This is a genomic window from Qipengyuania algicida (assembly GCF_009828025.1).
Lineage (GTDB): Bacteria > Pseudomonadota > Alphaproteobacteria > Sphingomonadales > Sphingomonadaceae > Qipengyuania > Qipengyuania algicida.
This window is the reverse complement of sequence record NZ_WTYA01000016.1, coordinates 1-14,571: the sequence shown is the minus strand read 5'-3', so window position 1 is coordinate 14,571 and position 14,571 is coordinate 1. Positions and strand designations below refer to the sequence as shown.

Sequence of the window (14,571 nt, the reverse complement as noted above, 5' to 3'; positions counted from 1 at the left end):
CTTTGCCCGGTCTGTGGGCAAGTCGGGGATAAATTTTCGCCCGCGAACGACAGCGAAATGCTAGAGCGGCTGCGCGCCGTTCGAATCGAACACATGCGGAACATCGATATGTTGCGCAAGGTCTGGACAATCACTGGCGGGACGACGGGGCACATGATGGATTTCAGAAGCGGGGGCGACACGGACATGGATCTCGACCTGGACAGCGTCGACGAGACCGCGACGACAATTGAAACGAAGACCGGCGGGAAGAGCACCGGCGGGAAGGCAATGACGATGGCAAGCGAAGACAAGGGCAGCGAAGCGCTGGCGAGCGCGGCAACAACAGCGATGACCGGGGCAATGGCCGAAGCGGTCAAGGCCGCCGCCAAACCCGAGTCGGACAGCAAGAAAGTGCTGGACCGGCGTTTCGACGTCCGGACCGATCCTGCACGCGATGCGAATCTGACCGAGTTCGGCAAGGAAACGCTGACCGACCGTTATCTGCTGCCGGGTGAAAGTTACCAGGATCTGTTCGCCCGCGTCGCCGATGCCTATGCCGACGATGCCGAGCACGCCCAGCGCCTGTACGACTATGTCTCGCGGCTGTGGTTCATGCCGGCAACGCCTGTGCTGTCGAACGGCGGCACCCATCGCGGCCTACCGATTTCCTGTTACCTCAATTCGGTCGACGACAGCCTCGACGGCATCGTCAACACCTGGAACGAGAATGTCTGGCTGGCCAGCAAGGGCGGCGGCATCGGCACCTATTGGGGCCATGTGCGCGGGATCGGCGAGCCGGTTGGCCTCAACGGAAAGACCAGCGGCATCATCCCCTTCGTGCGGGTGATGGACAGCCTGACGCTGGCGATTTCGCAGGGTTCGCTGCGGCGCGGTTCGGCAGCGTGCTATCTCGACGTCAGCCACCCGGAGATCGAGGAATTCCTCGAAATCCGCAAACCTTCGGGCGACTTCAACCGCAAGGCGCTGAACCTGCACCATGGCGTGCTGCTGACCGATGCATTCATGGAAGCGGTGCGCAATGGCACCGAGTTCGATCTCGTCAGCCCGCGCGACGGCTCGGTCCGCAAGACCGTCGATGCGCGTTCGCTGTTCCAGAAGCTGGTCGAAACGCGCCTCGCCACGGGCGAGCCCTATATCGTTTTCTCCGACACGGTGAACCGGATGATGCCCAAGCATCACCGCGAGTTGGGCCTCAAGGTTTCGACCTCGAACCTGTGCTCGGAAATCACCCTGCCGACGGGCCGCGACCATCTCGGCAACGATCGTACGGCGGTATGCTGCCTCAGCTCGCTCAACCTCGAAAAATGGGATGAGTGGAACGGCGACAAGCGTTTTATCGAAGACGTGATGCGCTTCCTCGACAATGTCCTGCAGGACTACATCGATCGCGCGCCCGACGAGATGGCGCGGGCGAAATATTCCGCCGAGCGCGAGCGGTCAGTCGGCATGGGCGTGATGGGTTTCCACTCCTTCCTTCAGTTGAAAGGCATCGGCTTCGAAAGCCCGATGGCGAAGGTCTGGAACCTCAAGATGTTCAAGCACATCGCCGCCAAGGCGGAGGAAGCCAGCCTGCTCCTCGCGCAGGAGCGTGGCCCGTGCCCGGACGCCGCCGAAATGGGATCGATGGAGCGCTTCAGTTGCAAGATGGCGATCGCACCGACCGCATCGATCAGCATCATCTGCGGCGGCACCAGCGCCTGTATCGAGCCGATCCCGGCGAATATCTACACGCACAAGACGCTGTCGGGCAGCTTCATCGTGAAGAACCCGTATCTGGAAAAACTGCTCGACAAGAAGAGCAAGAATTCGACCAATGTGTGGAATTCGATCCTCGAGAAAGGCGGTTCGGTCCAGCACCTCGACTTCCTTACGCCGGAAGAAAAGGCGGTTTACAAGACCAGCTTCGAAATCGACCAGCGCTGGCTGCTCGAATTCGCCGCCGACCGTGCGCCGTTCATCGACCAGGCACAGAGCCTCAACCTGTTCATCCCCGCCGATGTCGACAAGTGGGACCTGATGATGCTGCACTTCCAGGCATGGGAGAAGGGCATCAAGTCGCTCTATTATTTGCGGAGCAAGAGCGTGCAGCGCGCCGGTTTCGCGGGTGGCGTGGAAGCGGACAACACCGCCGACGCGGCAAAATACGAGCTGACCGCCGGCGAACAGACCGATTACGAGGAATGCCTCGCCTGCCAGTGATGTGAACGCCTCCAAGGGTCCGACGGAACATGATGCAAGCGGGCAAAACTCCTCGGAAGCGCAAGAGCTGGCGTCAAAAGCTGGTCCTGATCGGCGGCACCATCGCATATATGGTGCCGCTGTTCTGGCTCTGGGGTAAAGCTCATTTCCCGGACAGCTTCGGTATCGTCATCGATGCGCATGGGCGGGCAGGCTTGCTGGAGGAATGGTGGTATTCCTACCTCCTGCTCAATCGGCCCAACGCGATCGATCTCGTGACATTCGCCTATATGTGGTTGCCGGTCGCCGGGCTGATTGGCTGGGTGATCTACAAGCAACTGAGCACGAAACCGATAAGTTTCAGTATCTTTGCCGATAGACCGGGTGGCCACGGCGATCCGCCACAAATTTGATCGGTCGAGTCTGCTCGAGCAGGCGTCGCTCACGGCTTCACCTTATCGGAGCGGTCGCTCACGACACTCCGCGACAAAATATCCCTTGCGCTGCCGATGCTCACATGCTGATTGGTGCTATTGCAAACCAATCGCATTAGAGGGGTCTTCATGCGCAAATGGCATCGCTGGCTGTCGGTCTTTTTCGGCATCTTCCTGTTCTGGATCGCGGCGACCGGCGTGCTCAGCCATGTCGCGGCCTGGTGGCCCTCGGCGGCTCCAAGTGCGCAAGCCGCTGCCGCCGCTGCACCGCCCGCAGGGTTCGAGTGCCCCGAAGGCTGGACATGTCGCCCGCCGCGCGCCGAGCGGCAGGGGATCGGCAAACTGGTCGGCTTCTTCCACCATCTCCACTCGGGCGAAACCTTCGGCCCGGCTGGCGAGGCGATCAGCTTCCTCTCCGGCCTCGCGCTTCTGTTCTTCGCCTTTTCGGGCGTGTGGCTCTACATCCGCATGTGGCGCGAACGCGCCCGCCGCAAGGCCAAAAGCCGCTGGTTCTGGAAGTGAACTGCCACTGCCCTCACCCGCCCCCATCCCGCCCTCAAGTAGCAAAGCGGTAGGGCGCAAAAGAACTCGAAGCGGTAGGGCAGCAAAAACTCGAAGCAGTAGGCTGGAAAAAAAGACGCCCCGCCGGTAATGGGCGGGGCGCCGGGGTTGCGGGACCGACCCGCAAAGGGGTCCGCGGACAGTCCGCACAGCACCCCGTAAACTTGGCGACAGTCCGGTTCAGGCCGCCTCCGGCCCACCCTCCTGCCCGGAATCCTTTTCGCGGACATCCTGCTCGCGCGCGGAGATTTCCGCCTCGCGGGCACGCTCCTGCGCCAGCTTGTCGATGCTGTCGGGATCGTTGACCGCATATTGATCGTAGCTCGGCCGTGCGATGCCCGTGTCGTTGTCGATCGCCATGCGGCGGTGGTCGCCCGCCGCGCGCGCGATCTCCCGCTCGGCCGATTCAGCGTCGCCTGACGGGGCGCCGCTATCCTCGGGATCGTTTTCGGTCATCGGATAAGCCTCCTTTACGATGGTTAATCGCACGAGGGGCGGAACGGTTCCTTGTCCCGCACAGGTCCAGCGCGACAAAGGTTACCCTTTTTGAAAAGCTTGATGGTAAGGCTCGCGGCATGACCGAAAGCGCGACCAGTTCCGGCCCTTCGCCGCAGGACAATCGGACGGGTCCGACGACGCCTGCAAACCCCGCGGCAACAAAGCAATCCGGCGACCATCTGGCGCTGCTCGACGGCTGGCGCGCGAGTTCGATCCTGCTGGTGATCGCCGGGCACTGGCTGCCGCTCAATGCGGTGCTGCAGGGCCTGAACGATTTCGCCGCGCTGCTCGGCATGGCGATCTTCTTCACCCTGTCGGGCTTCCTCATCACCCGCTTCCTGATCGACCGGCCCGAGCCCGGCCCGTTCCTGGTGCGCCGGATCATGCGCATCCTGCCGCTGGCATGGCTGGCGATGTTCGCTCTGTTTTTCGCCGATCGCTGGGCGGGCGAGTCCGGGGTCACATGGCCGGACCTCATCGCCAATCTCGCCTTCTATGCCAATCTCCCGCCGACGCGCCTGATGCCGGGCGGCGAGCATTTGTGGAGCCTGTGCGTCGAGATGTATTTCTACATCGGCATCGCGCTGCTGGTGATGGCGGGCGGGCGCCGCGCGCTGTACCTGCTGCCGCTGCTCGCACTCGCCTTTACCGCCGGGCGCGTGGCGCAGCACGCCACCGTCAGCATCTTCACCTGGCAGCGGATCGACGAGATCCTCGCCGGCGCCACCCTATCGCTCATCTACCACGGGATGTTCGGCCCGCGCCCTGCCGAGTGGCTCTCGCGGATCAACTTCTATGTCATTGCCGCCATCGCAGTCGTCGTCACCTTCTTCGACCATACCGCGCTCGCATATTTGAGGCCCTATGGCGTCGCGGCGATGGTCGGGGTGACGCTGTATCACGCGCCCGGCTGGCTGCGATATGTGTTCTGCTCGCGCGCGGCGGCCTATATCGCCAAGATCAGCTACGCGCTTTACGTCTTCCACGTGATGTTCGCGCATAGCTGGCTCGGCTCGGGCGACACGCTGGTCAAATATGCCAAGCGCCCGCTGCTGATGCTGATCACCTGGGCGGCGGCGCATGTTTCCACCTTTTATTACGAAAAGCCGATCACCGATTACGCACGGCGGCTGACCAAGGGTGGTCCGCGCAAACCGCTGCGGACATACTGAAGGCGCAAAAAACTTATCCGGGTTTATCCCCGCCGAATCATCCACTCTTGCCTTCGAAAAGCGCGCGTGATTCACTATATGAGTCGTTCACGCCAGATCCCGGAGAATCAAGATGTCGTTGCTGGAAGCCCGCAAGACCTACAAGCCCTTTGAATACCCATGGGCCTATGAGTTCTGGAAGCGGCAGCAGCAGATTCACTGGATGCCGGAAGAAGTGCCGCTGGGCGAGGATTGCCGCGACTGGGCGCAGAAGATCACCGAGCATGAGCGCAATTTGCTCACCCAGATCTTCCGCTTCTTCACCCAGGCCGATGTCGAGGTGCAGGATTGCTACCACGACAAATACGGCCGCGTGTTCAAGCCCACCGAAGTCAAGATGATGCTGACCGCCTTCAGCAACATGGAGACGGTGCATATCGCCGCCTACAGCCATCTGCTCGACACCATCGGCATGCCCGAAAGCGAATATTCCGCGTTCATGGAATATGAGGAGATGAAGGACAAGCACGACTACCTGCAAGTCTTCGGGGTCGACACGGACGAGGATATCGCCCGCACGCTGGCCGCTTTCGGCGGATTCACCGAAGGGATGCAGCTTTTCGCCAGCTTCGCCATGCTGATGAACTTCCCGCGCTTCAACAAGATGAAGGGCATGGGCCAGATCGTCAGCTGGTCGGTGCGCGATGAAAGCCTGCACTGCGAAGGCATCATCCGCCTGTTCCACGAATTCGTGCGCGAGCGCGATTGCTACACCAAGGCGGTGAAGGAAGACATCATCGACATCTGCCAGAAGTCGGTGCGGCTGGAGGACAATTTCATCGACCTCGCCTTCGAAATGGGCCCGGTGAGCGGAATGACGGCGAAGGAAATCAAGAAATACATCCGCTACATCGCCGACTGGCGGCTGGGCCAGCTGGGCCTGCAGCCGATCTACATGATCGAGGACCACCCGCTGCCCTGGCTTGCCCCGCTGCTGAACGGGGTGGAACACGCCAACTTCTTCGAAACCCGCGCGACCGAATATTCGAAGGGCGCGACCAAGGGCAATTGGAACGACGTGTGGTCGAGTTTCGACAAGCGCCACAAGGCCAAGGCCGCCAACGAAGCCGACGAGACGGACGAGGCCGAGGGGCCGGGTCTGTTTGGCGATGAGAGCGGGAGCGTGGCGGCGGAGTGATGGCAGCTTTGCCATCACGCTGTTCCTAAAACGCGATTAAACATATGATAACTGACCCTTCGCAGGAAGTTTGTCGCCGAGCAAGTCGGCAAACTTTGGGAGGGGAAATCATGCTATTAAAGGCTCACTCGCATCTCAGCCCACGTCATTCGCGGCGACGCGCCCGACGAACGGATTTCGCCTGCGTTCCGGTCTACCTCGCTGACGCTTGGTCTGTTCCAGCAAGCTCTTGATACCGAGATTGCTGAAATGCAGGCTCCAGCATGGGGGCCACATTGCGACAAACTGCGCGAAGAACTGTTTCCAGCCGGGGAATCTGGGGTAGCGATGATGGGCCTCAACGCGATTCAGGGGATACAGAAGCTCCAACAAGTGCGCACAAAGCTCGTCGAAGCGGGGTGCAATCCCGACAAAGCACCGGGCGCGAGCGCCGGCTTCAAACACGTCACGGATACGATGTCAGGATACCCGGATGACGCAACGCAGCGTGACGGGCCACGATTTGTCCCCGGTCAGCCCATGATCGATCCTAATGCGAATCACTAAACCGTGCTCTTCGTCTTCGGGCGCTTAGCGAATTGCGACGCATGAGCAGCTAGTGCCACCACCTTTGGTTGCGGATCCAAGCGCCGGGCGCGGGCCATTTGGCCCGCTTGGCTGCGCGGCATAAGCCGCGGCGCGCGGTCGCGCTTGCGGTCGGCTGGTCGCCGGACCGGACTTACGCCAGGGATTGGGACACTCCCGACTTTACTTTGCTTTCACCCGCGGTAGCATCAAACCATGCGATTTCATCATCTTGTGGCAGCTTTGGTGCTCGCCTTTTCGCCAGTCCTTACACCCATGGCCCAAGCCTGTTCGGTGGTGAAAGATTATCGTGTCCCCACAAATCTCGAACTCGTCGGCAAGACCGCGCTGATCTTGCGTGCGCGCGTCGTAGGCGAGGTCAAGGGGGACGGCATGTGGGATTCCAAATTGGTGGTCGAACCGATTGCTGCCCTGAAAGGCACCATGCCTTCAGGCAGAGTCGAAATCGCCGGAGCCGTGCTGGTACCGCAGCCGGACAAGCGCGGATTTGGCGTGCTCAGCAACCCCTATGAGCTCGAAAGCGCCCATCCGCTCAGCTATATCGGCGGCTGCATCCGCTACATGTTCCCGCGTGGCACCACTGCCCTGTTTTTTCTCGATCAGCGCGATGGGCAATGGATCCCGGCAGGCGGTCCGTTCTCGCGCTGGGGTGAAGACGTGCTGAGCGACGATGCGCCGTGGATGCAAATGGTGCGCTTCTACGCCAAAGTCCTGGCCGCGCCGCAAGACCAGCGCAAGCCGATGCTGGAGGCCGAGCGCGACCGCCTACGTTCACAGGCCGACGATCCGGTCGCCGCGCTGATGGCCAACGACATCGACCGCCAGCTTGCCGGACCTAACGAGGCGTGGAACACGATGATGCGTAAGGCCATCGAGGGAGACGGGGATATTCCCGCCGGCGCCGAGCCGGAAGCGGCGGCCGAGGCGATCGCCTCGCAACTCGACGATGCCACCGGTAACACTTCGGAGGAAATGGAACCGGACAATTGCAGCGTATCCGACGATGGGAAATCGGTGACCTGCTCAGCCGCTGTGTCGGTGAAGCCCGATCCGACCCAAGAGAGTCAAACCCGGCCAAAGAGCTGACGGAAAGCACAACGCCCCAAACCATTTTCCTACACCGCCACCCGCCGCCTACCCTCGCCGCCATGAAGCACTGGCCGCCACCCTCGCCGCGCGCGCTCCCCCGGCGCATTCCTGCTTTCCATCCGGTTCCGCTCAATGCGCGCCGCGATGGCTAGACGCCCGAGCGGCAGGCCGCGTTCATCGGCTATCTGGCCCAGACCCGCTCGGTCATCGCGGCGGCGCGGGCGGTGAGCATGGGGCGGGAGAGCGCCTATCGCCTGCGCAAGCGAGCAGGGGCGGCGGGCTTTGCGGCGGCGTGGGATGCGGCGCTGGGAACGCCACATGACCCTGTGGACTTGGCCAGCACGAAGTCCACAGGGATCGATCCCGCGACCCGCGCATCCTCCGGCCTGATGGTGGTGGTGATGCATCGCGGGCGCTTCGTCGCAATCCGCCGGAAACCGGACGATTCCGCGCTGCTCCAGCACCTCGCCCAGCTCGATCGCGCGGCCTCCTCGGGCGAGCACGGCGGGCGAAAGTCACAGGTTTCAAAACCGTGATCCGTGTTCCATCCCCGCGCGGGCCTGTGGCTGCAAACCTCTCGTTAACCTCGCAGGCGTACCCCAACGACCATGTTGGCGAAGTATCAGAACGTGTTTCGCAGCCGGTGGAAGGCGCTGTGGTGGGCCGCCGGGGTGTGTCTGACCGCCTATTGCAGCGTGCCTTCGCCCAGCCATCACACCGCCGCCAAGAGCCATGTCGCGAGCGCCGATTCCTCTGCGCAGGACGACGACAGCGCGCAGGATGCAGCCGCGATCAATTCCGCCATGAACGGCATCGGCTGGGGTGGCGACAGCAGCGGCGCCTCGCACCAGTCGGACAAGCATACCAACCCCTGGGCGATCACCCCCAAGCACTGATTCGTCGCAACTATCTCAAATTCGGTCGATTCAGGCTGGAACGGGGGCGTGGATGGGCGGTTAAAGCCTTACTTCATCAATCATTTTCGTTGAACCCGCCCATGTCATTGCCAAAGCCGGATCCCGAGGAGCAGCGCCGCTGGCTTTGGGGTGCTCTTGTCGTGGTGCTGCTGGTGATGGTGCTGGTCCACCACCTCTCGCCCGGCTGACCGCTTGCATTCGATGCGGGGCGCAAGCATTTCCGCCCTTTCCACGCCGCGCCGGGGCGGCTAACGCGCGCGGGACATGACCGGGACCGAACCTCACACCGCCGCACCGCAGGCGGACATGGCCGCGATCCGCGCCAAGGCGGAAACGCTGATCGAGGCGCTGCCGTACTTGCAACGCTATGCCGGGCGCACCTTCGTGGTGAAATACGGCGGCCACGCGATGGGGGACGAGCGCGCGGCGATGGAATTCGCGAGCGACGTGGTGTTGCTCAAGGCGGTCGGCATCAACCCGGTGGTGGTCCACGGCGGCGGGCCTCAGATCGGCGCGATGCTGGCGAAGCTGGGCGTCGAAAGCACCTTCGTCGACGGTTTGCGCGTGACCGACAAGGCCACCGCCGACATCGCCGAAATGGTGCTGTCGGGTGCAATCAACAAGCAGCTCGTCGGCTGGATCGCCCGCGCCGGGGGCAAGGCGATCGGACTGTCGGGCAAGGATGGCGGGCTGGTCACCGCGACCAAGGTCACGCGCACGCGCAAGGACCCGGACAGCAATATCGAACAGGCCCTCGACCTCGGCTTCGTGGGCGAACCGACAACCGTCGATACCGGAGTGATCGATACGGCAGTGGCCGCAGGGATGATCCCGATCGTCGCCCCCATCGGCGCTGGAGAGGACGGGGAAACCTACAACATCAACGCCGACACCATGGCGGGCGCGCTCGCCGGGGCGCTGGGCGCAGCGCGGCTTTTGCTGCTGACCGATGTACCGGGCGTACTCGACAAGGATGGCGCGTTGCTGACCGATCTCACCCCGGACAAGATCGCCGCGCTCCACCAGGATGGCACGATCAACGGCGGAATGATCCCCAAGTTGGAAACCTGCGTCAGCGCGGTGGAGGCGGGGTGCGAAGCGGCGGTGGTGCTCGACGGGCGGGTGCCACACGCGATGCTGCTGGAATTCTTCACCGCCCGCGGGGCAGGCACGCTGATCAGCCTCGCGTCGGACTCGGGCAGTTGAGGCTGGCCTCCAGCGTATTAGCACTGTAAGACAGGCAGAGACGACGAACGCACACAAAACGGGCAACGGACGGATACATGCAGGCGCTCTACACACTCTACGAGATCATCCAGATGCTCACCAATGTTCTGGTGATGCTCATCATCATCCAGTTCATCATCGGGCTACTGTTTGCGTTCAACGTGATCAACAGCTCGAACGAGTTCCTCTCCAGCTTCTACATGGCGATCAACCGCCTGCTTGAGCCAGTCTTGCGGCCGATCCGCAACGTGCTGCCCAATACCGGGGCGATCGACTTCTCGCCGCTGGTACTGATCATCCTGCTCAATGTGATCCTGCTGGTCCTCAAGGGAATTATGCTGTCCTGATGACTGCCGAAATTATCGACGGAAAAGCCTTCGCCGCCACATTGCGCGAAAAGGTCGGAGCCGAAGCCGCAAGATTTGAGTCCGCAACGGGGCGCAAGGCGGGCCTCGCGGTGGTGCTGGTGGGCGAAGATCCTGCGAGCCAGGTCTATGTGCGCTCGAAGGGCAAGCAGACGGTCGAGGCCGGGATGGCAAGCTTCGAACATCGCCTGCCCACTGATGCGCCGGAAGCCGAACTGCTCGCCTTGGTGGACCGGCTCAACACCGATGAGGCAGTTGATGGCATCCTCGTGCAATTGCCGCTGCCCCGTCATATGGACGAGCAGAAGGTGATTGCCGCGATCGATCCGGACAAGGACGTCGATGGCTTCCACGTCATCAACGCCGGACGGCTCGCAGTCGGCCAGCCCGGCTTCGTGCCATGTACCCCGCTGGGCTGTCTGATGTTGCTGAAAGACCAATTGGGCGACCTCTCGGGTCTCGATGCCGTTGTCATCGGTCGTTCGAACATTGTCGGCAAGCCGATGGCCCAACTGCTGCTGCAGGAAAGCTGCACCGTAACCATCGCGCACAGCCGTACGCGCGACTTGCCCGAAGTGGTGCGGCGCGCAGATATCGTCGTCGCTGCCGTCGGACGCCCCGAAATGGTGCGCGGCGACTGGCTCAAGCCTGGTGCAACGGTCATCGATGTCGGTATCAACCGCCTGCCACCAGCCGATGGCGCGACCAAGGGCAGACTGGTGGGCGATGTCGCTTTCGAGGAGGCCTGCACGGTTGCCGGAGCGATCACCCCTGTACCTGGCGGAGTTGGTCCGATGACCATCGCGGTGCTGCTCCGCAATACGCTCGTCGCCGCGTGTCGCAATGCGGGCCTGCCAGCACCGGAGTCGCTTTAGTCGCAATGCGTCGCTTACTTGCCTTGCTTGCCGGCCTGACACTCGGCGCCAGCGCGCTGGGCGCTGCCCATGCCCGCGAAAGTCGGCAGGAGCGACGCGATCGGATCATGAGCGGGGCCAATATCGCCGGTGTCGTCGCCGCCGAGATCGCCTTTGCGCGCGAGGCGCAGGAGCAGGGTCAGTGGAAGGCTTTCCGCGACTTTGCGACCAAGGATGCGGTGATGTTCGTGCCCCAGCCGGTCAATGCGCGCGACTGGCTCAAGGACCGCAAGGAACCTGCTCAAGCCGTGGATTGGGACGCGCATCAGGTGTGGTCGAGCTGCGACGGATCGCTGGCGGTCACGCGCGGAGGCTGGAGCGGCCCCAATGGCACGCATGGCGTCTTCACCACCGTCTGGCGACGACAGAAGAAGGGCGAGTATTTGTGGGAGCTCGATCAGGGCGAAGCGACCGCCGAACCGCTCAAGGCACCAGAATTCCTCGAGGGCAACATCGCCGATTGTCCGGTCGGCCACGATCCACGCCAGCGCGGCACGCAACCGGCGGTAGCCAAGGCCTCTAACGACGGCACTTTGCGCTACGACTGGACCATTTCGCCCGATGGCAAGACCCGCCATTTCGAAGTCTGGATGGCGAGCGGAGGTACAATGAAAAGCGTGCTCAACGCCGATTTCAAGGTAGAGGGCTGAACCATGGGCCAATTGTTCCTCTCCGCCTTTATCACCCTGTTCGTGGTGATCGACCCGCCCGGTTGCGCGCCTATCTATGCCGGGCTGACCAAGGGTGCGAGCGGTGCGCAACGCCGGTCAATGGCAATTCGCGCCACGGTGATAGCGGGTATCATCCTGCTGGTGTTTGCGCTGTTCGGCGAGGCGCTGCTCAAGGGCATGCATATCGAGCTCGACAGCTTCCGCATCGCAGGCGGGCTGATGCTGTTCATCATCGCGCTCGACATGGTGATGGAGAAGCGCACCCAACGGCGCGAGGAGCGGGCCGAGAAGGTCGCGGCGCAGAACGCCATGACGCCGGAAGTCGAGGACGTTTCGGTGTTCCCCATGGCGATGCCGATGATGGCAGGGCCCGGCGCGATCGCCTCGATCATGCTGCTGACCGCGCGCGCCGACGGGTTCGACGGGACGATGGTGGTGCTGGCCGCGCTGGGTTCCGTGCTGGTGCTGACCATGCTCGCGCTGATGGCCGCAGGTCCGCTGATGCGGCTGTTCGGAGATCGGGTCGAAGCGGTGATCACGCGCTTGCTCGGGGTGTTGCTGGCAGCGCTCGCTGCGCAATATGTGATCGACGGGATCAAAGGCGCATTCGGGATCTGACCAGTCGGTCGATTATTGCAGCGTGACCCGGTCCTCACCGTCGTCGCGCAAAGCGAAGAACTGCATCAGCTGGATCAACAGCTCGCAACGCTCCCGCAGGTTCGGCGCTTCGAGCAAAGCCTGCTTCGCAGCAAAATCGAACGGCGCGATCTGGGAAACGCCGTTGATCAGCGACTGATCGTCGAGTCGCTCGACAGAATCCCAGTCGACGCTGTAGCCTTGCGCATCGGCAAAGGCCCTCGCCTCGCGCTCGAATGCCGCACGCTCGATGCTCGACAGCACCGCTTCGGGATCGTCCTCGATAAGCTCACCTTCGACCTGCCGGAACGGGGTCGTCACGTCGAGCTCGCGCAGCAGGCGGAATCGTGCCTCGCCCTCGAGCACGAGGTTATAGCGCCCGTCTTCCATCGCCTCGACTTCGCCGATGCGCCCGATACAGCCGACCGTGAAAAGCTGCGCCCCTTCCTCACCGCCTTGCGGCTGGATCATCGCGATCCGCCGATCCCGCGCGAGCGCATCGCCGGTCAGCGCGCGATAGCGCTGCTCGAAGATATGCAACGGCAGCCGCAAACCCGGAAACAGGATCGCACCTGGCAAGGGAAAGATCGACAGCCGCATCGCTCGCGCGCTCAGCCGAACAGCAGCTTCGACAGCCGCCGCCGCGTCGCAACCACCCACGGGTCTTCCAGCCCGACTGCCTCGAAAATCTGCAACAGCTTGGCGCGTGCAGCGCCTTCGTTCCACTCGCGATCCGCCTCGATCATGGCGAGCAGCTCGTCAGCGGCATCCTCACGCTTGCCTGCCGCGAAAGCCGCTTCAGCATAGGCGAGCCGCGCATCCATATCATCGGCGTTGCCCGCAGCCTTGGCGCGCAGTGCCTCCAACTCCCCCTCGTCGGGCCTGTCACCCAGCAGATCGAGCGCGCTCGCCGCCTGTTCTATCAACGGGTCTTCGGCCACAGCCGGATTGGCCCGCGCGGCTGTGAGCACCTCCTGCGCTTCCTCTACCATGCCATCCTGCGCCAGCGCGCGGATCAGCCCGGCATGGGCTGCTGCGTTGTCGGGGGCCATCTCCACCACCTGACCATAAATTCCCGCTGCGCGCTGGGCATCGCCTTCGGCGAGGATATTGTCGGCCATAGCGATGAATTGCGCGATTTCCTCGCCCTTGTCGGCCCCCGCACCGCCCGCATCGCCGATCGGCAACTGCGCGAGTAACTGGTCGATCACCTGCTTCAACTGCGATTCGGTGCGTGCGCTGGTGAGATCGGCCACCGGCTGCCCTTGGAAGATCGCATAGACGGTCGGGATGGAGCGGACCTGGAACTGAGAGGCGATGAACTGCTCCTTGTCGACGTCGACCTTGGCCAGAACCACGCCCTTGTCGGCATAATCGGCGGCGACCTTTTCCAGCACCGGGCCAAGCGCCTTGCATGGCCCGCACCATTCGGCCCAGAAATCCAGGATCACGAGACTGGTCTTGGACGGTTCGACCACAGTCTGGCGGAAGCGTTCGACCGCCTTCTGCTCGTCGAGATTGAGACCCATGCTCGCCACGAAACGTCCTTTCACATCAAATTGCGTTGCAGCGCCCATGTGGGGCACACGGTGCATAATGTGAAGGGTGAGCGTTTCAGTGGCAAGGCGTGCAAGATTGGTCTTGCGCCACCCGGATCACGCTGCTAATCGCGCGCCTCCCAACCGGCCCATGCGCCGGTAAACGCCAGTGAGCGGGCGTAGCTCAGGGGTAGAGCACAACCTTGCCAAGGTTGGGGTCGGGCGTTCGAATCGCCTCGCCCGCTCCAGTTTTCCTATATCTTACAACGTATTAAGGCGGTGCCGAAAGGCGCCGCTGCGATGCCGATTGCACTGGTCAACACCCAGTCAACACCGCCGGTTAGTGGTGTTGACCCGCGCGGTCCTAAATCTCGGCCAAACAATCCCTGATTTTTGGCCTTTTTTGGGGAAAGCCTTCCCCTGAGCCGGAGCCGCTTCGCTGTTTCCGTCTACCCCTTCTGCGGGGATACCCCGCAACGCCCGTGATTCGGAGCGGGGCTGTGGTCGCACTCTGTCCCGCGCATCGGATGATGCGCTCCTTGTATTATCGATCCGTGTTATTTGCGTGCTGTTCCGTAAGGGACCGGCCTTGGTGGGATGGCCATC

The 14,571-nt window shown here is 62.6% G+C and carries 17 protein-coding genes and 1 tRNA gene; 15 read left to right on the top strand and 3 right to left on the bottom strand.

Annotation, left to right across the window (positions count from 1 at the left end; translation table 11 throughout):
* The first annotated feature begins 156 nt into the window (after positions 1-156).
* The 3 genes from GRI58_RS14880 to GRI58_RS14870 all read left to right on the top strand — a co-directional run bounded on the left by GRI58_RS14880 (position 157) and on the right by GRI58_RS14870 (position 3,137).
* Positions 157-2,202 (top strand): ribonucleoside-diphosphate reductase subunit alpha, encoded by a 2,046-nt coding sequence (locus tag GRI58_RS14880; RefSeq protein ID WP_160754422.1) that lies wholly within the window; start codon positions 157-159, stop codon positions 2,200-2,202.
* A gap of 29 nt (positions 2,203-2,231) precedes the next feature.
* Positions 2,232-2,594, top strand: coding sequence for a hypothetical protein (locus GRI58_RS14875; RefSeq protein ID WP_160754397.1), 363 nt, complete (start codon positions 2,232-2,234; stop codon positions 2,592-2,594).
* A 150-nt stretch (positions 2,595-2,744) separates the two neighbouring features.
* Positions 2,745-3,137 (top strand): PepSY-associated TM helix domain-containing protein, encoded by a 393-nt coding sequence (locus GRI58_RS14870; RefSeq protein ID WP_160754396.1) that lies wholly within the window; start codon positions 2,745-2,747, stop codon positions 3,135-3,137.
* Between the two features lie 219 nt (positions 3,138-3,356).
* Here the strand turns inward: GRI58_RS14870 and GRI58_RS14865 are convergent, their stop codons facing one another.
* The gene (locus GRI58_RS14865) at positions 3,357-3,632 is read right to left on the bottom strand and encodes a hypothetical protein (protein WP_160754395.1); all 276 of its coding nucleotides are present in this window, start codon (positions 3,630-3,632) and stop codon (positions 3,357-3,359) included.
* Positions 3,633-3,751: 119 nt separating this feature from the next.
* Between GRI58_RS14865 and GRI58_RS14860 the strand changes: the two genes are divergently transcribed.
* From GRI58_RS14860 to GRI58_RS14810, 11 genes are all read left to right on the top strand, one after another.
* Positions 3,752-4,846, top strand: coding sequence for an acyltransferase family protein (locus GRI58_RS14860; protein WP_160754394.1), 1,095 nt, complete (start codon positions 3,752-3,754; stop codon positions 4,844-4,846).
* Positions 4,847-4,958: 112 nt separating this feature from the next.
* Entirely contained in the window at positions 4,959-6,023 is a 1,065-nt protein-coding gene (locus GRI58_RS14855) for a ribonucleotide-diphosphate reductase subunit beta (protein WP_160754393.1), read from the top strand.
* A 249-nt stretch (positions 6,024-6,272) separates the two neighbouring features.
* Complete coding sequence (locus GRI58_RS14850; RefSeq protein ID WP_160754392.1) at positions 6,273-6,569, top strand: hypothetical protein; 297 nt, start codon at positions 6,273-6,275, stop codon at positions 6,567-6,569.
* 294 nt (positions 6,570-6,863) lie between these two features.
* A complete protein-coding gene (locus GRI58_RS14845) occupies positions 6,864-7,694 on the top strand; it encodes a hypothetical protein (protein WP_160754391.1) in 831 nt (276 codons plus the stop codon).
* 233 nt (positions 7,695-7,927) lie between these two features.
* A complete protein-coding gene (locus GRI58_RS14840) occupies positions 7,928-8,233 on the top strand; it encodes a hypothetical protein (RefSeq protein ID WP_160754390.1) in 306 nt (101 codons plus the stop codon).
* Positions 8,234-8,305: 72 nt separating this feature from the next.
* A complete protein-coding gene (locus GRI58_RS14835) occupies positions 8,306-8,593 on the top strand; it encodes a hypothetical protein (RefSeq protein WP_160754389.1) in 288 nt (95 codons plus the stop codon).
* 285 nt (positions 8,594-8,878) lie between these two features.
* Positions 8,879-9,820 carry an acetylglutamate kinase gene (gene argB, locus GRI58_RS14830; protein WP_237452350.1) on the top strand — a complete coding sequence of 314 codons (942 nt, stop codon included), beginning with the start codon at positions 8,879-8,881 and terminating at the stop codon, positions 9,818-9,820.
* A gap of 77 nt (positions 9,821-9,897) precedes the next feature.
* On the top strand, positions 9,898-10,188 hold the full coding sequence (locus GRI58_RS14825) for a YggT family protein (RefSeq protein WP_160754388.1): 291 nt from the start codon (positions 9,898-9,900) through the stop codon (positions 10,186-10,188).
* Positions 10,188-11,081: a bifunctional methylenetetrahydrofolate dehydrogenase/methenyltetrahydrofolate cyclohydrolase FolD gene (gene folD, locus GRI58_RS14820; protein WP_202387014.1), complete on the top strand. Its 894-nt coding sequence runs from the start codon at positions 10,188-10,190 to the stop codon at positions 11,079-11,081. The genes GRI58_RS14825 and folD overlap by 1 nt, the downstream gene beginning before the upstream one ends.
* A gap of 5 nt (positions 11,082-11,086) precedes the next feature.
* Positions 11,087-11,770 (top strand): Cif family virulence factor, encoded by a 684-nt coding sequence (locus GRI58_RS14815; protein WP_160754387.1) that lies wholly within the window; start codon positions 11,087-11,089, stop codon positions 11,768-11,770.
* 3 nt (positions 11,771-11,773) lie between these two features.
* Entirely contained in the window at positions 11,774-12,409 is a 636-nt protein-coding gene (locus tag GRI58_RS14810; protein ID WP_160754386.1) for a MarC family protein, read from the top strand.
* 12 nt (positions 12,410-12,421) lie between these two features.
* Here the strand turns inward: GRI58_RS14810 and GRI58_RS14805 are convergent, their stop codons facing one another.
* Both GRI58_RS14805 and GRI58_RS14800 read right to left on the bottom strand, forming a co-directional pair.
* Positions 12,422-13,027: an LON peptidase substrate-binding domain-containing protein gene (locus GRI58_RS14805; RefSeq protein WP_160754419.1), complete on the bottom strand. Its 606-nt coding sequence runs from the start codon at positions 13,025-13,027 to the stop codon at positions 12,422-12,424.
* An 11-nt stretch (positions 13,028-13,038) separates the two neighbouring features.
* A complete protein-coding gene (locus GRI58_RS14800) occupies positions 13,039-13,956 on the bottom strand; it encodes a tetratricopeptide repeat protein (protein WP_160754418.1) in 918 nt (305 codons plus the stop codon).
* A gap of 182 nt (positions 13,957-14,138) precedes the next feature.
* Between GRI58_RS14800 and GRI58_RS14795 the strand changes: the two genes are divergently transcribed.
* Positions 14,139-14,213, top strand: a tRNA-Gly gene (locus GRI58_RS14795).
* Positions 14,214-14,571: the final 358 nt, after the last annotated feature.